The 22,295-nt window shown below is 62.1% G+C and carries 20 protein-coding genes; 14 read left to right on the forward strand and 6 right to left on the reverse strand.

Annotation, left to right across the window (positions count from 1 at the left end):
* Positions 1 to 4 precede the first annotated feature (4 nt).
* Positions 5 to 913 (forward strand): LysR family transcriptional regulator, encoded by a 909-nt coding sequence (locus P0D87_RS24320; RefSeq protein WP_006049246.1) that lies wholly within the window; start codon positions 5 to 7, stop codon positions 911 to 913.
* A 55-nt stretch (positions 914 to 968) separates the two neighbouring features.
* Here the strand turns inward: P0D87_RS24320 and P0D87_RS24325 are convergent, their stop codons facing one another.
* The gene (locus tag P0D87_RS24325) at positions 969 to 1,286 is read right to left on the reverse strand and encodes a DUF4148 domain-containing protein (protein ID WP_053859530.1); all 318 of its coding nucleotides are present in this window, start codon (positions 1,284 to 1,286) and stop codon (positions 969 to 971) included.
* Between the two features lie 200 nt (positions 1,287 to 1,486).
* On the opposite strand from P0D87_RS24325, the gene P0D87_RS24330 reads away from it, so the two are divergent.
* Both P0D87_RS24330 and P0D87_RS24335 read left to right on the forward strand, forming a co-directional pair.
* Positions 1,487 to 2,101 (forward strand): pyridoxamine 5'-phosphate oxidase family protein, encoded by a 615-nt coding sequence (locus P0D87_RS24330; RefSeq protein WP_053859529.1) that lies wholly within the window; start codon positions 1,487 to 1,489, stop codon positions 2,099 to 2,101.
* A gap of 109 nt (positions 2,102 to 2,210) precedes the next feature.
* A complete protein-coding gene (locus P0D87_RS24335) occupies positions 2,211 to 2,999 on the forward strand; it encodes a COG4705 family protein (RefSeq protein WP_006049249.1) in 789 nt (262 codons plus the stop codon).
* A gap of 115 nt (positions 3,000 to 3,114) precedes the next feature.
* On the opposite strand, the gene P0D87_RS24340 is transcribed toward P0D87_RS24335, so the two are convergent.
* Positions 3,115 to 4,278 carry a porin gene (locus P0D87_RS24340; protein ID WP_006049250.1) on the reverse strand — a complete coding sequence of 388 codons (1,164 nt, stop codon included), beginning with the start codon at positions 4,276 to 4,278 and terminating at the stop codon, positions 3,115 to 3,117.
* A 303-nt stretch (positions 4,279 to 4,581) separates the two neighbouring features.
* On the opposite strand from P0D87_RS24340, the gene P0D87_RS24345 reads away from it, so the two are divergent.
* Positions 4,582 to 5,397 carry a MetQ/NlpA family ABC transporter substrate-binding protein gene (locus P0D87_RS24345; protein ID WP_006049251.1) on the forward strand — a complete coding sequence of 272 codons (816 nt, stop codon included), beginning with the start codon at positions 4,582 to 4,584 and terminating at the stop codon, positions 5,395 to 5,397.
* Positions 5,398 to 5,480: 83 nt separating this feature from the next.
* Here the strand turns inward: P0D87_RS24345 and P0D87_RS24350 are convergent, their stop codons facing one another.
* Positions 5,481 to 6,596 carry a succinylglutamate desuccinylase/aspartoacylase family protein gene (locus tag P0D87_RS24350; protein WP_053859528.1) on the reverse strand — a complete coding sequence of 372 codons (1,116 nt, stop codon included), beginning with the start codon at positions 6,594 to 6,596 and terminating at the stop codon, positions 5,481 to 5,483.
* Positions 6,597 to 6,874: 278 nt separating this feature from the next.
* Positions 6,875 to 7,657 carry an ABC transporter substrate-binding protein gene (locus P0D87_RS24355; RefSeq protein WP_006049253.1) on the reverse strand — a complete coding sequence of 261 codons (783 nt, stop codon included), beginning with the start codon at positions 7,655 to 7,657 and terminating at the stop codon, positions 6,875 to 6,877.
* 627 nt (positions 7,658 to 8,284) lie between these two features.
* Between P0D87_RS24355 and P0D87_RS24360 the strand changes: the two genes are divergently transcribed.
* The gene (locus P0D87_RS24360; protein ID WP_053859527.1) at positions 8,285 to 9,433 is read left to right on the forward strand and encodes an extracellular solute-binding protein; all 1,149 of its coding nucleotides are present in this window, start codon (positions 8,285 to 8,287) and stop codon (positions 9,431 to 9,433) included.
* On the forward strand, positions 9,433 to 11,256 hold the full coding sequence (locus P0D87_RS24365; RefSeq protein ID WP_053859526.1) for a diguanylate cyclase domain-containing protein: 1,824 nt from the start codon (positions 9,433 to 9,435) through the stop codon (positions 11,254 to 11,256). Before P0D87_RS24360 ends, P0D87_RS24365 begins: the two co-directional genes overlap by 1 nt.
* Positions 11,257 to 11,280: 24 nt before the next feature.
* Here the strand turns inward: P0D87_RS24365 and P0D87_RS24370 are convergent, their stop codons facing one another.
* Positions 11,281 to 12,774 (reverse strand): mannitol dehydrogenase family protein, encoded by a 1,494-nt coding sequence (locus P0D87_RS24370; RefSeq protein WP_053859525.1) that lies wholly within the window; start codon positions 12,772 to 12,774, stop codon positions 11,281 to 11,283.
* Between the two features lie 211 nt (positions 12,775 to 12,985).
* Between P0D87_RS24370 and manD the strand changes: the two genes are divergently transcribed.
* The 6 genes from manD to P0D87_RS24400 all read left to right on the forward strand — a co-directional run bounded on the left by manD (position 12,986) and on the right by P0D87_RS24400 (position 19,489).
* A complete protein-coding gene (gene manD, locus P0D87_RS24375) occupies positions 12,986 to 14,194 on the forward strand; it encodes a D-mannonate dehydratase ManD (protein WP_053859524.1) in 1,209 nt (402 codons plus the stop codon).
* A gap of 53 nt (positions 14,195 to 14,247) precedes the next feature.
* Positions 14,248 to 15,294, forward strand: a complete 1,047-nt coding sequence (locus P0D87_RS24380; protein WP_006049259.1) for an L-idonate 5-dehydrogenase — start codon at positions 14,248 to 14,250, stop codon at positions 15,292 to 15,294.
* A gap of 84 nt (positions 15,295 to 15,378) precedes the next feature.
* Positions 15,379 to 16,671 (forward strand): MFS transporter, encoded by a 1,293-nt coding sequence (locus P0D87_RS24385; protein ID WP_053859523.1) that lies wholly within the window; start codon positions 15,379 to 15,381, stop codon positions 16,669 to 16,671.
* A 66-nt stretch (positions 16,672 to 16,737) separates the two neighbouring features.
* Positions 16,738 to 17,571, forward strand: coding sequence for a GntR family transcriptional regulator (locus P0D87_RS24390; RefSeq protein ID WP_082367110.1), 834 nt, complete (start codon positions 16,738 to 16,740; stop codon positions 17,569 to 17,571).
* A gap of 80 nt (positions 17,572 to 17,651) precedes the next feature.
* On the forward strand, positions 17,652 to 18,203 hold the full coding sequence (gene phnN / locus P0D87_RS24395) for a phosphonate metabolism protein/1,5-bisphosphokinase (PRPP-forming) PhnN (RefSeq protein ID WP_053859522.1): 552 nt from the start codon (positions 17,652 to 17,654) through the stop codon (positions 18,201 to 18,203).
* 95 nt (positions 18,204 to 18,298) lie between these two features.
* A complete protein-coding gene (locus tag P0D87_RS24400; protein WP_053859521.1) occupies positions 18,299 to 19,489 on the forward strand; it encodes a M20 aminoacylase family protein in 1,191 nt (396 codons plus the stop codon).
* 75 nt (positions 19,490 to 19,564) lie between these two features.
* Here P0D87_RS24400 and P0D87_RS24405 read toward each other — a convergent pair whose 3' ends face one another.
* Entirely contained in the window at positions 19,565 to 20,389 is an 825-nt protein-coding gene (locus tag P0D87_RS24405; RefSeq protein ID WP_006049264.1) for an IclR family transcriptional regulator, read from the reverse strand.
* A 236-nt stretch (positions 20,390 to 20,625) separates the two neighbouring features.
* On the opposite strand from P0D87_RS24405, the gene P0D87_RS24410 reads away from it, so the two are divergent.
* Positions 20,626 to 21,330 carry a FadR/GntR family transcriptional regulator gene (locus P0D87_RS24410; protein WP_006049265.1) on the forward strand — a complete coding sequence of 235 codons (705 nt, stop codon included), beginning with the start codon at positions 20,626 to 20,628 and terminating at the stop codon, positions 21,328 to 21,330.
* 74 nt (positions 21,331 to 21,404) lie between these two features.
* The gene (gene ltnD / locus P0D87_RS24415; RefSeq protein ID WP_053859520.1) at positions 21,405 to 22,295 is read left to right on the forward strand and encodes an L-threonate dehydrogenase; all 891 of its coding nucleotides are present in this window, start codon (positions 21,405 to 21,407) and stop codon (positions 22,293 to 22,295) included.

A 22,295-nucleotide genomic window follows, 5' to 3' on the forward strand; every position in this document is an offset into this window, starting at 1 on the left:
AGCGATGCGCGATACCGTTCAGCCAGCCGATCTGAGCTTTTTCTCGACGCTCGCGGCGTCGGGCAGCCTGAGCGCGGCGGCGCGAGAGCTGGGCTTGACGGCGGCGGCCGTCAGCAAGCGGCTCACGCAGATGGAGAGCCGCGCGGGCGTCGCGCTCGTCAACCGCACCACGCGCCGGATGATGCTCACGCCCGAAGGCGAGCTGTACTTGGAGCATGCGCGCAGGATTCTCGACGAAATCGACGAACTCGCCGAGTTGCTCGGTTCAGCGAAGAAGAGCCCGAAGGGACTGTTGCGTGTCAATGCGACGCTTGGGTTTGGCCGCAGCCACGTCGCGCCCGCAATCTCCCACTTTGTCGCGAAGTATCCGCAGGTGTCGGTGCAGCTTCAGTTGTCGGTCACGCCGCCGCCGCTCACCGACGATACGTTCGACGTCTGCATCCGCTTTGGCGAGCCGCCCGATACGCGCGTGATCGCGCGGCGCCTCGCGGCGAACCGGCGCCTGCTGTGCGCGGCGCCCTCGTATATCGCGTCGCACGGCATGCCGATGACGCCGCATGATCTAACGCGGCATAACTGCATCGGCATTCGCCAAGGCGACGAAGCCTATGGCGTGTGGCGCTTGAGTTCGGGCAAGGGCGCGTCGCTGAAGACGGAAGCCGTCCGCATCAAGGGCACGCTGACCACGAACGACGGCGAGATCGCGGTGAAGTGGGCGCTCGAGGGGCACGGCATTCTGATGCGCGCGGAGTGGGACATCAAGCAGTACCTCGCCGATGGCTCGCTCGTGGTCGTGCTGCCCGGTTATGACACGCCGAACGCCGACATCTTCGCCGTGTACTCGCAGCGGCATCAGATGTCGAACCGCATTCGCGCGTTCGTGGATTTCATCGCGCGCGAGTTGGGGGAATGAGGCGTCGGTTGTTGAATTTCCCGTAGCGTATGACGTATGAGCCGAGCGTGAGTCGTTATTTCTGCATCGGCATGGCTTGCATTGCCGGATCTTGATCCATCTGCGCGCTTTTTTGAGCCGCGTGCATCGCGGCCACTTTTCTTTCGGCTTCCTGAATGTCGGATGGATACTGACTGTCGTCGCCGAGCGACGGCGTGTAGCCGGCGGCCTCGAGTTCTTCGAGTTCATGCATGACTTCGGCGCGCGTGAGAGGATGGCCGGCGTCGGGCGATGCCTGCGCGCGTGCCCATGTCGACGTGGCCACCAGCGCAGTGGCGGAAATAATGGCGAATAGCGCGCGGGCTGTCGCGCGATGTGCATGGTGGTCTTTCATGGCTTGCTCCTCGATGTGCGAGCGGATCGTCCGAAAGCGGTTTGCGTTCGATATGACGCGCTCTGCATCGTTAAACCGGCGAACTGGCTTTCTTATTCCCGCGACCTCGGAACAGCAGCAAGCGATTTACCGGACATGCGCCGAATGCCTATACTGCATGTTCCGATTTCTACCGATTGTTCTCTTGCAGAGCGTCCGCCATGACACATACCGTTAAAAGCGTCGAGCAGCTCGAACAGATTTACGGCGCGCCGCACGAGCGCGCATTGTGGAAAGAACTTGATTGCCTGAATAGCGACTATCAGGCGTTCGTGCGCGCTTCTCCGTTCGCGGTGTTGTCTTCTGTCGGTGAGGGCGGAGCGGACTGCTCGCCGAAAGGCGACGCCGCCGGATTCGTTCAGATACTCGACGAGCGCACATTGGCGTTGCCGGACAGGCCGGGCAATAACCGCATCGACAGCCTAAGAAACATTGTGGCCGACCCGCGCGTGTCGTTGCTGTTTCTCGTGCCGGGCGTCGGCGAAACGTTGCGGGTGAACGGGCGCGCCGAGATTTCCGTCGATCCCGACTTGCTCGCGCGCTTCGAGGTTCGCGGGAAACTGCCGCGCACAGTGATTATCGTGCACGTCGAGGCGGCGTATTTTCATTGCTCGAAAGCGCTGGTGCGCTCGAGTCTTTGGGACCCGGCAAAGCAGGTGGACCGCGCAAGTTTGCCGAGCGCGGGAGATATGCATAGGCGTTTGAGCGGCGGTACTTTCGACGGCGCGCAATACGACAAGGAAATGCCGGAGAAGGTGATCGCGGGGCTTTATTGAAGCGCGCCGATGCGGCATGTATGCAACGCACTATTCGACGCTTAAGCAAGCGTTAACCTCCGAAGGTTAAATTGGCGGGTCGTTCAGGCTACTCAGGAAGGAGCAAGTTATGAAAGACGACGCCGCCAGCTTTACCGAAGAGGCTGTCAGCAAAGTACCGCAAGTGACCTTGGGTTTCTGGATCATCAAGGTCGCGGCGACCACGCTCGGCGAAACGGGTGGCGACTGGGTGTCCATGTCGCTGAAGCTCGGCTACCTGATCGGTTCGGCGATTTTTCTGGTGTTCTTTATCGCGCTCGTTTCAGCGCAAATCAAGGCGCGCAACTTTCGTCCGTTCCTTTATTGGGCGACCATCATCGCGACTACGACGCTTGGCACCACGATGGCCGATTTCGCGGACAGGTCGCTCGGCATCGGCTATCCAGGCGGTGTTGCGCTGGTCGTTGCATTGCTGGCCGCGAGCCTCGCAATCTGGTATCGCTCGGAAGGAACCGTCTCCGTGCAGAGTATCGTCACTGCAAAAGCGGAATGGTTCTACTGGATCACGATCCTGTTCTCGCAGACACTCGGCACGGCTCTCGGCGACTGGGTCGCGGGCGAGGATCGCGGCGGTCTCGGTGTCGGCTACGAATATGGCGCGATGATCTTCGGCGCGGGCTTGCTCGTCGTGGCCGCCTTGTATTTCTGGTCGCGCGTATCGCACACGGCGCTCTTCTGGGCCGCGTTCATCCTCACGCGTCCGCTCGGCGCGACGCTCGGCGATCTGCTCGACAAGCCGGTTGCGGAAGGCGGATTGCACATCAGCCGCTTATACGCCTCCGGCATTCTGCTTGCGTTTATCATCGCGTGTATCGTGTTGTTGCCGCAGCGCTCGGCAAGACGCGAGCCGGCTGTGTGACGCTGCGCTCAGTGCGCTGAAAAACACGTCGCAAACAGAAACGCCCCTGAAAACAGGGGCGTTTCTTCACATTCACACCGGCGAAGCAACAACTCATCGCACGGTACAAATCGCTTTAGAACTTGTGGCGAACGCCCACGCGGAACGCCAACTGGTTGTCCGCGCCCGTGCCCGACGTGTTGAAGTAGCTCGTGCTCGAACCAATCTGCGCTTGCAGATCCTGCGTGCCGTTGCGGCCCGCCGCGATCTGATAGATACCGAGCGCATACACGTCGGTACGCTTGCTCAGCGCGTAGTCGACGCTCAGATCGACCTGATTCCAGTGACCGCGATTCGCGTTGCTCAGGTGCATGTACGTGTAGCCCGCGCCTGCCGTCAATGCCGGCGTGAACGCGTACTTCGCGCCTGCCTCATACGCGGCGAACGTCGTCGTGCCGCCCGAAATCGGCTCGAAGCGCGTGTTCGTGTACAACGCCCACAGCGTGGCTGCGCCGATCGAATAACGGCCGCCCACGCCGAACGTGCGCAGATCGCGGACGTTGCCGGTCGCGACGTTGGCGATCGTCGTCGAGAACGACGGCGTCGACTGGCCCGGATAACGGATGTCCGTGTAAGCCGCACCGATGCCGAACGGACCGTTCGCGTAGTTCACGCCGAAGCTGTAAGCACGCGACGAACCCGCGACCGGCGCTGCGGCCGTGCCGGTTGCCGGCGCGCCTGCGAATGCGCCCGCCTGGTTCGAGAAGCCATACATCGCGCCGAACGTCAGGCCCGCGAAATTCGCGCTGCTGAACTTGACCGCGTTGTTGATACGGCTCGACGTAAGCTGGTCCACGTCGTTGATGTGATACGCGTAGTTGCCTGCAACCGTTTGTCCGCCGGTCGAGTAATTGCCGCCGAGGTAATCGGTCGAGAACGAGTACTGGCGACCGAACGTCAGCGAGCCGACATTGTTCTGCGACAGACCGACATACGCCTGACGGCCGAACATCGCGCCGCCCTGGCCGAGCGTGCCGTTGCCGCTGTTAAAGCCGTTTTCGAGCACGAAGATCGCCTTCAGGCCGTTGCCCAGATCTTCGGTGCCGCGCAGGCCCCAACGGCTGCCTTGAGCAACGCCGTCGTCGTACTTGAAGAGATTGTCGTGACCGGTGGCGGTCTTCGAGTTGTTCACATAGCTGATGCCGGCATCGATCACGCCATACAGCGTGACGCTGCTTTGTGCGTGTGCTGCGCTGGCGAAAACGGCGAGGGTAGCGGCGGTCAATAGTTTTTTGTTCAAAACGTTCTCCGATTAAAAATTGAGCGATCGCGACGCCCTGCTTCTTGGGTAAGGTCGTGCGATGGCCCGAAATTTAAGGGAACGCTGAGTAAGGTATGTGACAGGTGCATCGATTTTGGAATTTGTCGCGCATACGCCACAGTCGACAGAGTCGAGCATTAAGCGACGCATGGCGGAACGCGTCGCGGGCATAAGCATTTTCCAGTTCGCCGATATAAGCGTGTGAAAAACGATTGGTTTCAGGCCGCCGCCGTCGCATGCGACGATGCGCGCCTACCAATCAAACCGCTTATGGGGAACTGCATGCAACGCCGCATCGTCATCAAAAATCTGCTTGCTGTGGCGAGCGCCGCGGCTCTTTCGTTCACGGCAACGTTTGCGCACGCCGACGGCAAGCAACTCAAGGTCGGCACGATGAGCGGCCCCGACGCGCAAATCTGGACGGTGGTCACGAAAGTAGCGGCGCGCGAGGGGCTGAATGTGAAAGTGATCGAATTCAACGACTACGTGCAGCCGAATGCCGCATTGGATGCCGGCGATCTCGACGCCAATGGTTTTCAGCATCAGCCGTTTCTCGACAGCCAGATCAAGCAGCGCGGCTATAAGATCGTCAACGTGGGGCTGACGTATGTGTCGCCCATGGGCTTCTATTCGAACAAGCTCAAATCGCTGAAGGATCTGCCGGAAGGTGCGAAGGTCGGGATTCAGAACGATCCGTCGAACGGCAATCGCGCGTTGCTGCTGTTGCAAAAGTATGGCGTGATCAAACTGAAGCCGGGCGTCGGCACGAACGGCGTGAATGCAACGCCGCTCGACGTCGCCGAGAATCCGAAGAAGATCAAACTGGTGGAACTGGACGCCGCGCAATTGCCGCGCGCGTTGGGCGATCTCGACGCGGCGTCGATCAATACCGACTATGCCGTGAAGGCCGGCCTGCAGCCGACTAAAGACGCCATCGCAATCGAAGATCTGAAAGGCCCTTACGCGAATCTGATTGCCGTGCGCGAGCAGGATCGCAACCAGCCCTGGGTGAAGAAACTGGTTGCGGCGTATGAGTCCGATGAAGTGCGCAAGTACATCGACACCCAGTTCAAAGGCGCGATTATTCCCGCGTTCTAAAGTTCTCTAGCGGAAAGCCAGGAGCGAAGGCGCCTTCACGGCGCCTTTTTGTTTGCCTTCCGCTCAGCCTTTGCTCGCGCGAATCAGTTACTCAACAGCGAGCCGCTTCGAAACGCTGTCGCGCCGGCAATGCGCGCGAATTCGAGGCCCGCGGTGGCAAAGCGCGTCGAATGCCGCGCATACAGAACGCCTGCGACGCCGCTCTTCAGCGTGACGACGCGGTCTGTCAACGGATCGACGATGTCCGCGATTTCACGGCCCACGTCGACCCACGTGCCGACTTCACAGCGATACACCAGCACGCCGCTAATCGGCGCCACGATTGGCTCGGCACCCGCGAGCGGCGTGGCCGCGAATTCGAGCGGCGGCAGCGCGGCCGCCGTGCCTGCGATCACGCCGCGCGCGGTCAGATATTCGATGATCGCCTGCGCGTCGTGCTCCGCGTACTCGTAAGACACCTCGCGCTGGCCGCGCAATTCGATCGTGACCGAAATGGAGCCGTTCGGAATCGGAAAGCGCTCGCCGAAACGGCCGCGCAGATCGGACCAGCAGAAGCTGTGAATTTCGTCGAACGGATTGCCGACCGAGTTCAGCGCGAGCAGCGACGCCTTCGCGCCGAGATAACGCGCCAGCGGCTCGACGTCGGGCCACAGGTCCGGGTTCGTGTACAGATGCATCGCGGCTTCCCAGTCGCAATGCAGATCGAGCACCACGTCCGCGTCGTAAGAGAGCTTTTGCAGCGCGAGACGTTGCGATTCGAGTTCGGTTGCGGGCTGTTGCGCGTCGAGCGCCTCGCGCATCGCGCTGCGAATGGCGGAGCGATTCGCGTCGATGTCATCGCTGAGACGACCCTCGATGACCGGCAGCACGAGTGCCGAAAGATCGTGGAAATTGCGGTTGAAGTTCTGCGCGGTATTGGTTTCGAAGCGTCCCGTGAGATGGCCGAGGAAGTGCTGGTTCAGACCGATGGGATTGGCCACCGGCACGATTACCACTTCGCCGCGCAGCTTGCCGGCTGCTTCGAGCGCGGCGAGCTTGCGGCGCAATTCCCAGGAGACGAGCATGCCCGGCAGTTCGTCGGCATGCAGGGACGACTGGATATAAATCTTCTGTCCGCCGCTCGGACCGTAATGAAAACTCGTCAGGTTGCGGGCGGTGCCGAGCGTCGGCGCAATCAGCGGATGGGATTGGGTTTGCATGGTTGTCGAATTCGCGGGGGAAAGTGCGGCGCACCGCTATCTCGTTGATTACAAGGGGGGAAGCCTGCATGAGGCCAGTTGCTGGCGGCAAATCCGGCAAGCGCGCCGCACCAGCATGGTGGCATCGGATCGCACGATCTTAGCCGATACGGCGGCGCGCGTGTTTTGCTGCCATAAAACGCAACGGGCTCCGCGTGTGGCGGAGCCCGTTTTCACGGAGCCGTGGAGTGCGCCGCTAAACGCGCACGGCGCGGCTCCTCGGCGCGGAAGTCCGCGTATTAGCTGCCGTACACGTCGAAGTCGAAGTACTTCTTCTCGAGCTTCTTGTACGTGCCGTCCTTGATGATGTCGGCAATCGCCTTGTCGACCTTCGCCTTCAGATCCGTATCTTCCTTACGCATGCCGATGCCCGCGCCGTTGCCCAGAATCTTCGGATCGTCGAGGTTCTTGCCGACGAAGTCGAAGCCTGCGCCACGCGGCGTCTTCAGGAAGCCGATTTCAGCTTGCACGGCATCTTGCAGCGCTGCGTCGAGACGGCCCGACAGCAAGTCGGCGTACACCTGGTCCTGGTTCTGATACGGCACGACCTTCGTGCCCTTCGCTTCCCAGTACGTCTTCGCGTAGGTTTCCTGGATCGTGCCCTGTTCGACGCCGACCGTCTTGCCCTTCAGCGATTCAGCCGTCGGCAGGATGCCCGAACCCTTCTTCGCGACGAGGCGCGTCGGCGTGTTGAACAGCTTCGACGAGAACGCGACCTGTTCGGCGCGTTGCGGCGTCATGGACATCGACGACAGCACGCCGTCGAACTTCTTCGCTTTCAGCGCCGGAATCATGCCGTCGAAGTCGTTTTCGACCCACACGCACTTGGCCTTCAGGCGCGCGCAGATTTCATTGCCGAGGTCGATGTCGAAGCCGACGAGCTTGCCGTCGGAGCCCTTGGACTCGAACGGGGGATAGCTGGCATCGACGCCGAAACGGATGGTGGTCCAATCTTTAGCGTGTGCGCCGATCGAGACGGTGGCAAGCAGAGCAACCGTCAATGCCGCTAGCAGTTTTTTCACTGTTTAACTCCTCGGTGTAGTTCAAATACTCCCGCATGCGGTTGTGCCGCTCGCGGGAAACCCGGCGCGACTTACGACCGGGCCTGGGTTGAAGCCGCCGGCCGGGGCGGCCAGCAGCGCGCGCCAAGCTTATCAGTTCAAAAATATTGGGTAGTTAGTGAAACACCGGATAGCGCATCGCGCATGCCCCGAAAATAAAAGCGCTCCGGACCGCGCTGCATCATAAAACGATGCACACCGCATCGGAATTTCCGCGTTGCGGCCGAATGCGGAGTGCCGAAGTAGTACCGCCGTAGTGTCGCTGTAATGCGGTGGTAATGCGAATCGTTAATTGACATTTGTCAATCGCACGGCAATTTAATTCGTCGCAGGATTAAAGAAAGTCAGCCATATGCCGTTATCACGGGATGATTGCCCGTCGTGTCCCGCCGAGTGTGAGTTATTTCTCGGCATTTACGCAGTAAGGAAACCAAAAAGATATTGCTTGGCGCTATCATCGTTGCTCCTCTCGCTCGCCATGTAGCGCCAAAAGAGCAGTCCTGTCTGAGGAAATGTTCTCCGGTTTAATTCGCGATTGATTACGCGGGCATAGGCTCGCCGGAACTGCCTTCTGCTTAACGGTGTTGTATGCACATGATTTCGACGGCAGATGAAAAGCGCCATGACGAGCGGCGTGGCCAGCGGCGAATTTCAGCGGCTTTGCCACGCGCGCGGTTAGCTGCGCGCGGCTATTGCGGCGTCTTGCTGCGCGTCGCGCTGAGCGTGTTTCTGTGCGTCGGGATGCTGTCGGGTGCATCGGCCGAGGCCGCGAAAAAAGTCCTGCATGTGCTCGCGTGGCCTGGTTACGCCGATGCCGACGTCGTGAAGACTTTCGAATTGCGCTACGACGTGAAGGTGGAAGTGACGCTCGTCGATTCCGACGAAGCGTTGTGGGCGCAAATGCACGCGAAAAATGCGCCGCCTTTCGACGTGCTCGCCGCGAACACCGCGGAGATACAGCGTTATTCGCGCGCCCATCTCCTCGCGCCGCTCGATCTGCAAAGCCTGCCCAACACCGCGCGACAATTGCCGCGGTTCCAGGCGCGCGCATCGATTGAAGGAATCGTCTCGGACGGCAAGGTCTACGGAATTCCGTTTACCTATTCGTCGATGGGCCTCATTTACGACCGCAAGCAGATTCCGGTTGCACCGCGCTCGATGCGCGAACTCTGGAACCCGCGATACCGCGGCAAGGTGCTCGACTTCAACAGCGCGCAGCACAACTTTTCGTTTACCGCGCTTGCATTGGGTTATCGCGATCCGTTCAATCTGAACGACACGCAGATGCGCGCGATCGCTCACAAGCTCGTCGAACTGCGCCGCAATTTACTGACCTATTACACGTTGCCCGAAGAGGCCACCGCATTTTTTGTCCAGCATAACGTCGCGTTGATGTTCGGCAACTACGGCACGCAGCAAGTGGAATTGCTGCGCCGCGCGGGCGCCGACGTCGGTTACGTGATTCCCGACGAAGGCGTGCTCGCGTGGCTCGATTGCTGGTCCATGACGCGCGTGGCCGCCGAGCCGCAGCTCGCGCTCGCCTGGATCAATTACATGCTCGAGCCGGACGTGAGCCGCCTGCTGACGCAACGTCAGGGGCTTGCCAATACATTGACCGCGCCCGCGGCGAATAGCGACAACGCCCGCATTCTGTGGATCGGGCCGGTCGAGAACATTCAAAAGCGCGAGGACCTGTGGGCCCGAATCGCGTCCGGCGACCGCTCGGAGCGCTTCTGATGATCCGCCCAGGCCTCACGTTCAAACTCTCTGTGCTGCTCGCGTGCATCGGCGTGCTGGCTTCGGGCGCGACCGGCTATTACGCGTATCACTCGAACCGCACGATGCTTGTGAAGGAAGCGGGGCGCAGCTTGCTGACGTCGACTGAGTTGCTCGGCGAGCGCTTTTCCGCCTCCATCGACGACGTCGGCGCCGACGCGCTCGTGCTCGCGAGCTTGCCTTCGTCGGCGGAAGTCGTCGCGGCCGACGACGGTTTAAGCTCGAGCTTGCCCCGCGAACGGCTCGCGCAGGTGTACTCGAGCTTCATGATTCACCATGCCGAATATCTGCAGATCCGCCTGATCAGCCGCGCGAATCATGGGCTGGAAATCATTCGTTTCGACCGCGACGCCGACGGACTGATACGCGTGCAAGGCGGCAGTCTGCAGGAAAAAGGCCAGTTTCCGTATGTGTTCGAGCCGCTCGCCTTTTCGCCGGGACGCCTCTATACGTCGCCGATTTCCGTCAATCATGAATACGGCGCGCACGCGGCACAGGGCAAGCCGACGCTGCGGGTCGGCACGCCGGTAGCGAACGCGCAGGGCGCGGTGGTCGGCGTCGTGGTGATCGACGTGAATCTCTCGAATCTGCTCAAGCGTTTGCAAAGCGATTTGCCGAGCGATTATCAGGTTTATCTCGCGAACGAATGGGGCGACTTTCTCGTTCATCCCGATGCGGCCAAGACGTTCGGCTTCGATGTCGGTCGCCGCGTGCTGATGCAGGACAGCTTCGCCGTGACGAAGCCGCTCTTCGAACAGAAGGAAAGCGAAGTACTCGCGAACGGTCTTGCGCGTCCGCACGAGGCAGACGGACAGGTGCTCGCCTTCGTGCGCAGACCGTTCGGCGCGTCGGAGGGCAATCGCTTTATCGTGCTCGGACTCGGCAAGCCGCTTGAGGACGTGCTGTCCGGCGCGCATCTGCTGGGCGGCAGCATCATCCGCATGGTGTTGGTCTTCAGCGCACTGGCCGTGCTGCTCGCCATTCTGTTCGCACGCGCGCTCACCAAGCCGCTGCACATCCTCGCGTATGCGGCGACGCATCTGTTCGCCGAACACGCAATGGGCACGTTGCCGCTCAAGCGCACCGACGAGATCGGTGTACTCGCGCGCTGCTTCGACCGCTTGCGCCGCGAAATCCGATCGCAGATGGACGCGCTGCACGTCAAGCAGCGCGAACTTGTGCATCTCGCCACGCACGACGTGCTGACCGGTTTGCCGAATCGCATGCTGTTCATGGAGAAACTCGAGCGCGCGATTCAGGACGCGACGCGCCGCCGCGAAGGACTCGCCGTGCTGTTCGTCGACCTCGACCGCTTCAAGCAGATCAACGATCAGTTCGGCCATGCGGTCGGCGACAAGGTGCTCGTGGCGGTGGCGCTGCGGCTCAAACAGGTGCTGCATTCCGCCGATGTCGTCGCGCGTCTGGGCGGCGACGAATTCATCGTGCTGATCGAAGGGCCGCGCTCGGCTGAGGCGGCGCCGGGCATCGCGTCGCGCATCATGAACACGCTGAACGAAGAAATCGTGATGGACGGCCAGGGCATGACGGTGGGCGCGAGCATCGGCATCAGCCAGTTTCCCGACGACAGCGGCACCGCCGAAGAACTGCTGCTCAATGCGGACGCGGCGATGTATGCGGCGAAATCGGGGGGACGGTGCGCATATTTGCGCTATCACGACGTGCTCGAAGCGCGTCGGCGTCAGCAGACGGAGCCGATCGAAGTCGTGCAGGCAACGGCAGGCGACGGCCCACCCGAAGGGCGCGAAGCGGAGCCGACCGCGTAATACGCACCTTGCTTTTTGTGCGCGCTATTGCGATGCGGCTATCGCGGCGCGTGCACCCTGCGTTTGCAGCAACTGCAACGCATGATGAAGCGCGTCCCTGAACGCGGGCTGTTGGGCCAATTCCACGGGAAAGATTTCGCGCACGGACAGCAGCGCGTCCATTAACGCTTGCGGCTCGCCATTGGCCGATGCCGCGAGCGTCTTCAATCTGCCGGCAAGCGGATCGCTGATGTCGTAACGCGAGCCGTCATCCGCATGACCGCGCAGGAACGTCATCCATGCCGCGACCGCCAGTGCAAGACGCGCAAACGGCTGATTCGCTGCGATTCTCGCGGCGATCGTGCCGAGCAGGCGCGGCGGAATCTTTTGACTGCCGTCCATCGCGATCTGCGCGCAGCGGTGTTTGAGCGCGGGGTTCGCATAGCGTTCGAGCAGTGCGTCACGATAGACGGCTACGTCGAACGAAGCGGGCATGTCGAGCGTCGGCGCGATTTCGTGCGTCATCATCGCGTGAATGAGATTGCGCACGGCGGGCTCGGCGATGGCCTCGTCGATCGTGGCGAAGCCGCCGAGCATCGACAGATAGGCAAGCGTGGAATGCGTGCCGTTGAGCATGCGCAGCTTCGCCAGTTCGTAGGGCGTGACATCGTCGACGAGTTGCGCGCCCACCGCATGCCATGCGGGACGTCCCGCTGGAAAACGGTCTTCGATAACCCATTGCCGGAAAGGCTCGCAAGGCACCGGCGCGGCGTCGCGATAGCCGAGCGCCGCGGCTGCGCTCGCGTGTTCCGCGTCGGTCGTGGCAGGGACGATACGGTCGACCATTGTCGACGGGAAGGCCACTTCCGCGGCAATCCAGTCGGCGAGTGCCGTATCGGACTGCCGCGCAAACGAACACACCACCTGACGTAATGCGGCGCCGTTGTGCGCTAGGTTGTCGCACGAGAGAACGGTGAACGGCTTTATTGCAGCGTCGCGTCGTGCGCGCAGTGCGGCGACCAGAATGCCGGGCACGGTGCGCGGCGCGTGTGGATGCGAAAAGTCGTGTTGTACGGCGGGATCGTCGAGCGCGACGTCGCCTGTTTTTGCATCGCGGTAGTAGCCTTTTTCCGTGACGGTCAGCGACACGATCCGCACTGCGGGATCGGCGAGGCGGGCAAACAGCGCGTCGCTATCGTGCGGCATTGCGAGCACCTCGCGCAGTGCGCGCATGACCGTCACCTTCGCGCCGTCAGGGCCGCGTTCAACGACGCTATATAAGCCTTGCTGTTCCATCAGCGCATCGCGCTTGGCCACGTCGCCTTGCAGCGTGACGCCGCAAATGCCCCAGTCGCCACCTTCGGCGAGCATGGCTTCTTCCGTATAAAGCGCCTGATGCGCGCGATGAAAATTGCCGATGCCGAGATGAACGATGCCGATGCCGGGCTCGGGCCATGCGGCCCGCGGCGATAAGACATGTTCATGCAAGGCGGACAACGCTTGACGATTGAGTCGAGGCAACGATGCTGGCGTGCTCATGTTTGAAATCCAGACGAGGTCACGGGTTGCGTCACGGGCTGTGAATTACGGTGAATCGCAGTGAATCAGCGGGAAAACCCTGATTTGACGCTTCAATATACTTGTATGGTAGCATCGTTCCAACGCTTCGGGCACTGCGAAAAACGCGATTTCCGCAACACGTCGCCACTGCGGTTGCCGCCCCAAGGCCAGTCTTTGCAAGGAAGAAACCATGAAGATCGTTCGTGCCGACGTCATCGTCACGTGTCCCGGCCGCAACTTCGTCACGCTGAAAATCGTCACCGACGAAGGCGTGCACGGCATCGGCGATGCGACGCTCAATGGCCGTGAACTGGCCGTTGCCTCGTATCTGAAGGACCACGTGTGCCCGCTTCTGATCGGCCGCGATCCTGGCCGTATCGAAGACACCTGGCAGTATCTGTACAAAGGCGCGTACTGGCGCCGCGGTCCTGTCACGATGACGGCAATCGCCGCTGTCGACATGGCGCTCTGGGACATACTCGGCAAAGTGACCGGCATGCCCCTGTACAAACTGCTCGGCGGCGCGTCGCGCGAAGGCGTGATGGTCTACGGACACGCTACCGGCCGTGACATTCCCGAAGCGCTCGAGCGGTACGCCGAACACATCGAAGCGGGCTATCAGGCCATCCGCATTCAATGCGGCGTGCCGAATATGCGCTCTGTCTATGGCGTGTCGAAGGACAGCGGCATGTACGAGCCTGCAACGAAGGGCGCGGTGGAAGAGCAAAGCTGGTCGTCGGAGAAATATCTCGACTTCGTGCCGAAGCTGTTCGAAGCCGTGCGCGACAAGTTCGGTTTCGACACGCATCTGCTGCACGACGTGCACCATCGGCTGACGCCTATCGAAGCCGCGCGCCTTGGCAAATCTGTCGAACCGTACCGTCTCTTCTGGATGGAAGACCCGACGCCCGCCGAAAACCAGGCCGGCTTCCGCCTGATACGCGAGCATACGGTCACGCCGATCGCAGTCGGCGAAGTGTTCAACAGCATCTGGGACTGCAAGCAGTTGATCGAGGAACAGCTCATCGACTATATCCGCGCGACGTTGACTCACGCGGGCGGCATCACGCATCTTCGGCGGATTGCGGATTTTGCTTCGCTGTATCAGGTACGCACCGGCTGCCACGGACCATCGGACCTGTCGCCGGTCTGCATGGGCGCTGCGTTGCATTTCGACCTGTGGGTGCCGAATTTCGGCGTGCAGGAATACATGGGCTTTCCGCAAGACGCGCTCGATGTATTCCCGCATGCATGGCGTTTCGACAAAGGCATGATGCATCCCGGCGATGCGCCGGGTCACGGCGTCGACATCGACGAAGCCGCTGCCGCGCGTTTCCCGTACGACCCGGCTTATCTGCCCGTTGCGCGTCTCGAGGACGGCACGCTATGGAACTGGTGACGCCGCGTTATCGCTGAGCTTTCTTTTTTCGAATTGAAATACCGGAGTCCATCATGTTTGCAGCCGTCCTTCACGAACCCAAGCTGATCCGCATCGACGAAATGGAGCCGCCGGAGCCGGGCCCCGGTCAGGTGCGAGTGCGCGTGCGCGCGGGCGGCATTTGCGGCTCGGATCTGTCGTACTACTTCAAGGGAAAAAGCGGCGATTTTGCGGTGCGCGAGCCCTTTGTGCTTGGACACGAAGTGGCCGGCGAAATCGATTCGCTCGGCGCGGGCGTGAGTACGGAAACGCGTCTCGCGCCCGGCCAGCGCGTCGCCGTGAATCCGGGCCTCGCATGCGGCACCTGCAAGTACTGCACGATAGGGATGCCTAATCATTGTCTGAACATGCGCTTCATGGGCAGCGCGTCGACCTTCCCGCACACGCAGGGCATGTTCCGGCAATACATTGTCGTGGCCGCGCGGCAATGTTTCCCGGTGGCGGACGGCGTCGATTTCGCGCAGGCGTCGATGGCCGAGCCGCTCGCCGTTGCGTTGCACGCGGTGAAGCAGGCCGGCTCGCTCATCGGCGCGAGCGTGCTGCTGATCGGTTGCGGACCGATCGGCTGCATTCTGTTGTCCGTCGCGCGGCGCGCCGGCGCGCATCGGGTCGTCGCGGTGGATCTGTCGAGCCGCGCGTTGAGCGTCGCGGAACAGCTCGGCGCGGACCAGACCGTGAATGCCGCCGATACCGCGACGATCGAACAATGGTCCGCGCAACGCGGCACGTTCGATGTCGTGATAGAAGCATCGGGTAGCCCTGCGGGACTCGACACCGCGTTGCGCTCGGCGCGCGCGGGCGGCACGGTGATCCAGGTCGGCAATTTGCCGGCGGGTCAATCGCCTGTTGCCGCCAACCTCGTCATGTCGAAAGAGCTTCGCTACCAGGGCTCGTTCCGTTTCGCCGACGAATACGCGACCGCCGCCGATGAAATCGCCTCCGGCAAGCTGGACCTGCGCCCGCTCATGACGCACGCGTTTGCGATGAACGACGCCAACAAGGCGTTCGAGGTCGCGCTCGACCGCTCGCAATCGATGAAGGTGCACCTGAATTTCGATTGAAGCCGCACGTCCGAGAGGCGCGCGCATCCCATTCACAAGCGGTATTAACGCCCGTCAAGAGGCGAGAACCGAAGGAGACATCGCATGATTAAAAGTCAACGCTGGTTTGTCGTGGCGCTGCTGTTTCTCGCAGGCGTCATCAATTATCTGGACCGCTCCGCGCTGTCTATCGCCGCGCCGCTGATCCAGAAAGACCTTAACTTTTCGCACGCGCAAATGGGCGTGGTGTTCAGCAGCTTCTTCGTCGGCTACGCGTTGTTCAATTTCGTGGGCGGCGTGCTGTCGGATAAGGTCGGCGCAAAACGCGTGTTCGGCACGGCAATGGGCGTATGGTCCGTGTTTTGCGGAGCAACGGCGCTTGCGACGGGCATTGGTTCGCTCATCGTCTTGCGCGTGCTGTTCGGCATGGGCGAAGGCCCGTTCAGCTCGTCCAACAGCAAGATGGTCAACAACTGGTTTCCGCGCAAGGAAGTCGCGAGCGCGATCGGCGTGATCAGCTCCGGCACGCCGCTTGGCGGCGCGCTCGCGGGTCCGGTGGTGGGCTTCATGGCGGTGCAGTTCGGCTGGCGCTGGGCCTTCGTCGCAATCATGCTGCTGGGGCTGCTTTGGCTGATCGCATGGGCCGCGACGACGACTGAGCATCCGCAGCAGAACGCGCGTGTCTCGCAGGCGGAGATGGAGCTCATTCTGGCCGGTCAGGCGGATGAACATGCCATCACCCATTCGGCCGATGGCGAGAAGCTCGGCCTTGGCCACTTCCTGCGCAAGCCGATCATTCTCGCGACGGCCTTCGCATTCTTCTCGTATAACTACGTGCTGTTCTTCTTTCTCTCGTGGTTCCCGACGTATCTGACGGAAGCGCATCACCTGAGCTTGCATGACATGAGTATCGCCACGGTGATCCCGTGGGTACTCGGCAGCATCGGGCTCGCAGCGGGCGGCTTCATCTCCGACCTGATTCTGCGGTTGACGGGCAGGCCGCTGCTGTCGCGCAAGATCGTGCTCGGCACCTGCCTCGGCGCGGCGGCGGTGTGCGTCGCGCTGGCCGGCCGCGTGGCCAGCACGCAAAGCGCGGTCGCGTTGATGTCGGTCTCGATCTTCTTCCTCTATGTGACGGGCGCCGTGTATTGGGCCGTGATTCAGGACACGGTGCCGCGCGAACATGTGGGCGGCGTCGGCGGCTTCGTGCATCTGCTGGCGAATCTGGCCGGCGTGATTGGACCCGCGGTTACCGGCTTCATCGTGCAGGCGACGCATGGCGCATACGGCAGCGCATTCGTGCTGGCGGGCGGGATTGCGGTGCTCGGCGCGGTGTGCTCGGTCGTATGGATTCGCGAGCCGCGTGCAAGCACGCTGACCATCAAACGTGCATGGTAGTATGGTGCGAAGCCTCGCGACGTATCGCTGAGGCTTCCCACCCGATGCTCTCCGTAGTTTGCAAAAATGTCGACCAGGAATTTCTCCGCCAGCAAGCCTTTGATTTCCGCCGATGCAACGCTCGCCGTGCCGCGCGCCCGGCGTCGCGCGAGTGCGCAGCAAGGCGAGCATGTCGCGCTGCCCGACCTGACCGCGAACGTGTCGTTCGATTCGCACGAACCTATCGGCAAGCAGATTTTCCGGGCGTTGCGGCAGGCCATTTTTATCGGACAGATGGCGCCGGGCACACCGCTTTCGGAGAAGGACGTCTCCGACATGTTTCAGGTGTCGCGGCAGCCCGTGCGCGAGGCGTTCATCAAACTGGTCGAGGCGGGCGTATTGCAGGTCTTGCCGCAACGCGGCACTTTCGTGAAGCGCATTTCGCCGCGTCAGGTGCGCGAAGGGCGCTTCATTCGCGAGGCGATTGAAGCAGCCGTCGTGCGCAAAGCGGCTGTGTCGATTACCGACGAGCAATTGCAGGCGCTTGCCGACAACATCCGTGACCAGAAGCTCGCGGCGAAATCGAACGACACGGCCGCGTTTCTCGCACTCGACGAGGCGTTTCATTACGCGATCGCCCAAGCAATAGATTGCACGGCCGCGTGGGAAACCATCCAGGACATCAAGGCGCAGATGGACCGCGTGCGTTACTTGAGTCTGCCCGACGTGTCGCCACTCGATCTGCTAATCAAACAGCACGCGAAAATCCTGGCCGGCTTGCGCGCCCACGATCCGGCCGCCGCCGAAGCCGCGATGCGCAGTCATCTGCGCGAAATTCTCGTGTCGCTCGGTCCCATCGCCGCGCGCAATCCCGCGTGGTTCGAAGCGGACGAACCCGAGCGCGTGCCGCTGTCCACGTAAATACGTCGCGCTGGACAGGTCCCGAAACGCGCCGTCTTATGGCAAAGTGTGCCGTTTAAAAGCCATGAGGTGAGGGGCCAATGACAGGTCGCCTGGTCTATGTGATGGGGCCGTCCGGCGCGGGTAAAGACGCGTTGCTGGGCTTTGCGCGCAAGCATCTCGCGGGCGAGCCGATTCTTTTCGCGCATCGTTACATTACGCGGCCAAGCGGCAATGGCGAGGAACATGTCGCGCTCAGTGTCGAGGAGTTCGCCGCGCGTTCGTTGCTCGGTCTCTTCGCGCTCGAGTGGTCGAGTCATTCGCTGCACTATGGAATCGGCATCGAACTCGATGCGTGGCTCGCGCGTGGTTGCACGGTGGTCGTCAACGGTTCGCGTCAGTATCTGCATCATGCGCTCGCGCGCTATCCGCGGACCGAAGTCGTGCATGTGGACGCGGCGCCTCATATTCTCGAGGCGCGTCTCGGCGCACGCGCGCGCGAATCCGCGGAACAGGTGGCCGCGCGGCTCGCACGTCACGCGCCTTTCAGCTTGCCCGACGGCGTGCGCTGCGAGTCGATCGACAACTCCGGCGAACTCGAAGACGCGGGTCATGCATTGATCGCCTTCCTCAAGGGCCATGCCCGGCTATAGTGCTGGTCATCGAGCCGCGTGAGCGTGCGTCACGCTTACGGCCGCCTTTGCGTCTGCCTTCATTCTGCTTCATCCATCACGGAGTCCCTTGAAAAATGAGCGAAACCGCGCGTTTGACCGAACTAGCCGATCTGATTCCCGCCACCGAAAGCCTGCGCGACATTCGCCATCACATTCATCGCCATCCCGAACTGGCTTACGAAGAATTGCAGACCGCCGCGCTCGTCGCCGGCAAACTCGAAGAATGGGGCTGGCAGGTGACGCGCGGTGTCGGTGAAACCGGCGTGGTCGGTACGTTCAAAGTGGGCGAGGGCACACGCAGCATCGGCATTCGCGCGGACATGGACGCGTTGCCGATCGTCGAGGAAACCGGCTTGCCTTATGCAAGCGGCACGCACGGCAAGATGCACGCGTGCGGCCACGACGGTCACACGACGATGCTGCTCGGCGCGGCCCAACGCCTCGCGGCCACGCGCAATTTTTCGGGCACGGTGCACCTGTACTTTCAGCCGGCCGAAGAAAGCGGCATCGACAGCGGCGCGAAGAAAATGATCGAAGACGGCCTGTTCGAGCGCTTTCCGTGCGACGCCGTGTTCGGTGTGCACAATCATCCGGGCGCGGAGCCGGGCGTGCTGCTGTTTCGCAAGGGGCCGTTCATGTCGGCGGGCGACAAGGCGATCATCACGATTGAAGGCGTGGGCGGTCATGCGGCGCGTCCGCATCTGACGGTCGATCCGGTCGTGATCGCCGCGAGCATCGTAATGGCATTGCAGACGATCGTCGCGCGCAACGTCGATCCGTCGCAACCGGCGGTGGTGACGGTCGGCTCCATGCATGCGGGCACGGCGAACAACGTGATCGCAAGCACGGCGAAGCTGGAACTGAGCGTGCGTTCGTTCAGCGCCGAAGTGCGCGCGCTGCTGAAAAAACGCATTACCGAACTCGCCGAAACGCAGGCCGCGAGTTATGGCGGCAAGGCCATCGTCGAATATATCGAAGGCTATCCGGTCGTGATTAATTCGGATCACGAAACAGATTTCGCAATCGAAGTTGCGCGCGAACTGGTGGGCGACGACAAGGTGGTCGCACAGACCGACATGCTCATGGGCAGCGAAGACTTTGCGTTCATGCTGCAACAGCGGCCAGGCACGTTCCTGCGTATCGGCAACGGAGTCGGCGAGGACGGCTGCATGGTGCACAACCCGCACTACGACTTCAACGACCGCAATCTGCCGGTGGGCGCGGCGTTCTGGACGCGTCTTGTGGAACGGTATCTGAGCCGCTAGACGCCTGGACGCAGGCAGCGGCGCTTATGTCTCAACGTTATTCACGCAGAAGCGCAAGCACAAGCGCCAGCGCCATCACCCGCGCCGCGCCACCATCTCCGACACGCTTTGCGCCGCGTGTTGCAGCGGCTCGAGAAACGCCTTCACCATCTGCTTCGCGGAATTGCGCTGCGCATTGCCGCTGATGTTCATCGCGGCGATCACGCGTCCCTGCCGATTGCGGATCGGCGCGGACAGCGAAATCAGACCGCCTTCGAGTTCCTGATCGACGATGGCCCAGCCCTGGCGGCGCACCTGCGCGATCAGCTTCTTCAGTTCTTCCTTGTCCGTCACCGTGCGCGGCGTGTGTGCGTAAAGCGGCGACGAATTCAGCGTTGCGTCGAGCGTTTCGTCGTCGAGCGCGGACAGCAGCACGCGGCCCATCGACGTGCAATACGCCGGCAAGCGGCTGCCGATCGACAGATTGATCGTCATGATCTTGTGCGTCGGCACGCGCAGCACATACACGATCTCGGTTCGGTCGAGCACGGCCGCCGAGCAGCTCTCGTGAACCTGCGCGGACAATTCCTCCATGACCGGCTCGGCGAGATTCCAGAACGGCATCGACGTCAGATACGCGAAGCCGAGGTCCAGAATCTTCGGCGTGAGACGGAACAGGCGCCCTTCGGCTTCGACATAACCGAGCGTCTGCAAGGTCAGCAGAATGCGGCGCGCGCCGGCGCGCGTGAGGCCGGTCGCGGCGGCGACGTCGGTGAGCGTCTGTTCGGGGCGCTTCGCGTCGAACGCGCGAATCACCGCGAGGCCGCGCGCGAACGACTGCACGTAGGAGTCGCCCGGTTTGTCCGGGGCCGGTTCGGCGCTGGCGGAAACGTCGGAGGACGGCGGCAAGGCTTTGCTCATGGACCTGGGAGAATGCGTTCGAAGGGCTCGGGCACCGCTCGCGTCGAGTGAATCGACCTCGATCGACCGTGATCGACGCTTGATCAACATGCGGATGCGCAAAGGCGTGACGATAGCTTAAGCCTTCTGTTTCGCCAACTTAAGCACCCTGCGCTTGAGAAACCCAGGGTATCCGAGGATGCCGTTCGCATCGAAAATTTGTATGATGACCCGATAACATGACAACGAGGCAGTGCATGTTCGACAAGATTCCAGCGCGCGCATTGAGCGACACGGTCGCGCAGCAGCTTCTCAAGCAGATCGACAAGGGCACGTTCACGCGCGGCGGCAAGCTGCCGACCGAGGCGGTGCTCGCGCAACAGTTCGGCGTGAGCCGCACGGTGATTCGCGAAGCGATCTCGCGGCTGAAGAATGAAGGCGTGGTCGAGCCGCGTCAGGGCAGCGGCGTGTTCGTCGCGGCGCATGGGACGGTGCGGCCGCTGCGTATCGACTACGCGGAAGCGGTCGAGCCTGGCTCCGTCGTGCAGATTCTCGCGCTGCGGCGGGCGATCGAAGCCGAAGTCGCGTCCGAGGCCGCGATGCGCCGCACCGACGCCGACATGATGGCCATCGACGCCGCGCTCGCGAAGATCGACGAGGCCGTCGCCGAGGGCGAAGACGGCGTGACCGAAGACGTCGCGTTTCATCGCGCGATCGCGGCGGCCACCGGCAATCCGTATTTCCTCAAAACGCTCACGTTCCTGAACCAGTATCTCGAGGCCGGCACGGTCGTCACGCGTCGCAATGAAGCGTTGCGCGAGGACTTTTCGCGTCAGGTGCGCGAAGAGCATGCGGCCATTGCCGCCGCGATTCGCGCGGGCGATCCGATGGCCGCGCGCAATGCGGCGCGAACTCACATGTACAACGCGGCGCGGCGGCTCGCGGAAGCGGGCATTTGCTGATGCAAAGTCCCGCGCCCGGCGCATTCCCGCGCCGATTCGCGTGAGCACTTAACAGACTTCAGAGAGGTTCGAGCATGTCCAGAAATGTCGGTGTCATCGGTCTTGGCGCAATGGGCCTGGGCGTCGCGCGCTCGTTGCTGCGCGCGGGCTTTCGCGTTCACGCGTGCGATCTGCGCAGCGAAGTGCTGCAAGCCTTCGTGAAGGAAGGCGGCGTGGGTTGCGCATCGCCCGCCGAACTCGGCGCGCAATGCGAGGTGGTCGTCACGCTGGTCGTCAACGCTGCGCAAACCGAAGCCGTGCTGTTCGGCGCACAAGGCGCGGTTTCGGCGATGAAGCCGGGCGGCGTCGTGATCGCAAGCGCGACGGTCGCGCCCGACTTCGCGATCGAACTCGGCAAGCGTGTTGAAGCAGCCGGCTTGCAGATGCTCGATGCACCGGTCTCGGGTGGCGCGGCGCGCGCGGCATCCGGCGAGATGACGATGATGACGTCCGGCCCCGCTGCGGCTTACGCGGCCTGCGAGGACGTGCTGGCGAAGATGGCCGGCAAGGTCTACCGCCTCGGCTCGGCGCATGGCGCGGGATCGAAAGTGAAGATCATCAACCAGTTGCTCGCGGGCGTGCATATCGCGGTGGCGGCGGAGGCGATGGCGCTCGGCTTGCGCGAAGGCGTCGATCTCGACGCGCTGTACGACGTCATCACGCACAGCGCGGGCAATTCGTGGATGTTCGAAAACCGCGTGCCGCACATACTCAATGGCGATTACACGCCGCTGTCGGCCGTCGATATTTTCGTCAAGGATCTCGGCCTCGTGCTCGATACCGCGCGCCGCTCGAAATTCCCGTTGCCGCTTTCGGCGGCGGCGCATCAGATGTTCATGATGGCGTCCACGGCCGGCCACGGCGGCGAGGACGATTCCGCGGTCATCAAGATTTTCCCCGGCATCGACGTGCCGGCGGCCAAGTAA

The sequence above is a fragment of the Paraburkholderia sp. RL17-368-BIF-A genome (assembly GCF_046054045.1).
Taxonomy (GTDB): Bacteria; Pseudomonadota; Gammaproteobacteria; order Burkholderiales; family Burkholderiaceae; genus Paraburkholderia; species Paraburkholderia graminis.

Excerpts from the sequence above, each read along its gene's own strand:
- P0D87_RS24320 (WP_006049246.1), top strand. The coding sequence starts at position 5 with ATGCGCGATACCGTTCAGCCAGCCGATCTGAGCTTTTTCTCGACGCTC.
- P0D87_RS24390 (WP_082367110.1), top strand. The coding sequence starts at position 16,738 with ATGTCGACCAGGAATTTCTCCGCCAGCAAGCCTTTGATTTCCGCCGAT.
- P0D87_RS24405 (WP_006049264.1), bottom strand. The coding sequence starts at position 20,389 with ATGAGCAAAGCCTTGCCGCCGTCCTCCGACGTTTCCGCCAGCGCCGAA.
- phnN (WP_053859522.1), top strand. The coding sequence starts at position 17,652 with ATGACAGGTCGCCTGGTCTATGTGATGGGGCCGTCCGGCGCGGGTAAA.
- P0D87_RS24325 (WP_053859530.1), bottom strand. The coding sequence starts at position 1,286 with ATGAAAGACCACCATGCACATCGCGCGACAGCCCGCGCGCTATTCGCC.
- P0D87_RS24335 (WP_006049249.1), top strand. The coding sequence starts at position 2,211 with ATGAAAGACGACGCCGCCAGCTTTACCGAAGAGGCTGTCAGCAAAGTA.
- P0D87_RS24380 (WP_006049259.1), top strand. The coding sequence starts at position 14,248 with ATGTTTGCAGCCGTCCTTCACGAACCCAAGCTGATCCGCATCGACGAA.
- P0D87_RS24350 (WP_053859528.1), bottom strand. The coding sequence starts at position 6,596 with ATGCAAACCCAATCCCATCCGCTGATTGCGCCGACGCTCGGCACCGCC.
- P0D87_RS24400 (WP_053859521.1), top strand. The coding sequence starts at position 18,299 with ATGAGCGAAACCGCGCGTTTGACCGAACTAGCCGATCTGATTCCCGCC.
- P0D87_RS24360 (WP_053859527.1), top strand. The coding sequence starts at position 8,285 with ATGCACATGATTTCGACGGCAGATGAAAAGCGCCATGACGAGCGGCGT.
- P0D87_RS24385 (WP_053859523.1), top strand. The coding sequence starts at position 15,379 with ATGATTAAAAGTCAACGCTGGTTTGTCGTGGCGCTGCTGTTTCTCGCA.
- P0D87_RS24345 (WP_006049251.1), top strand. The coding sequence starts at position 4,582 with ATGCAACGCCGCATCGTCATCAAAAATCTGCTTGCTGTGGCGAGCGCC.
- P0D87_RS24370 (WP_053859525.1), bottom strand. The coding sequence starts at position 12,774 with ATGAGCACGCCAGCATCGTTGCCTCGACTCAATCGTCAAGCGTTGTCC.
- ltnD (WP_053859520.1), top strand. The coding sequence starts at position 21,405 with ATGTCCAGAAATGTCGGTGTCATCGGTCTTGGCGCAATGGGCCTGGGC.
- P0D87_RS24410 (WP_006049265.1), top strand. The coding sequence starts at position 20,626 with ATGTTCGACAAGATTCCAGCGCGCGCATTGAGCGACACGGTCGCGCAG.
- P0D87_RS24330 (WP_053859529.1), top strand. The coding sequence starts at position 1,487 with ATGACACATACCGTTAAAAGCGTCGAGCAGCTCGAACAGATTTACGGC.
- manD (WP_053859524.1), top strand. The coding sequence starts at position 12,986 with ATGAAGATCGTTCGTGCCGACGTCATCGTCACGTGTCCCGGCCGCAAC.
- P0D87_RS24365 (WP_053859526.1), top strand. The coding sequence starts at position 9,433 with ATGATCCGCCCAGGCCTCACGTTCAAACTCTCTGTGCTGCTCGCGTGC.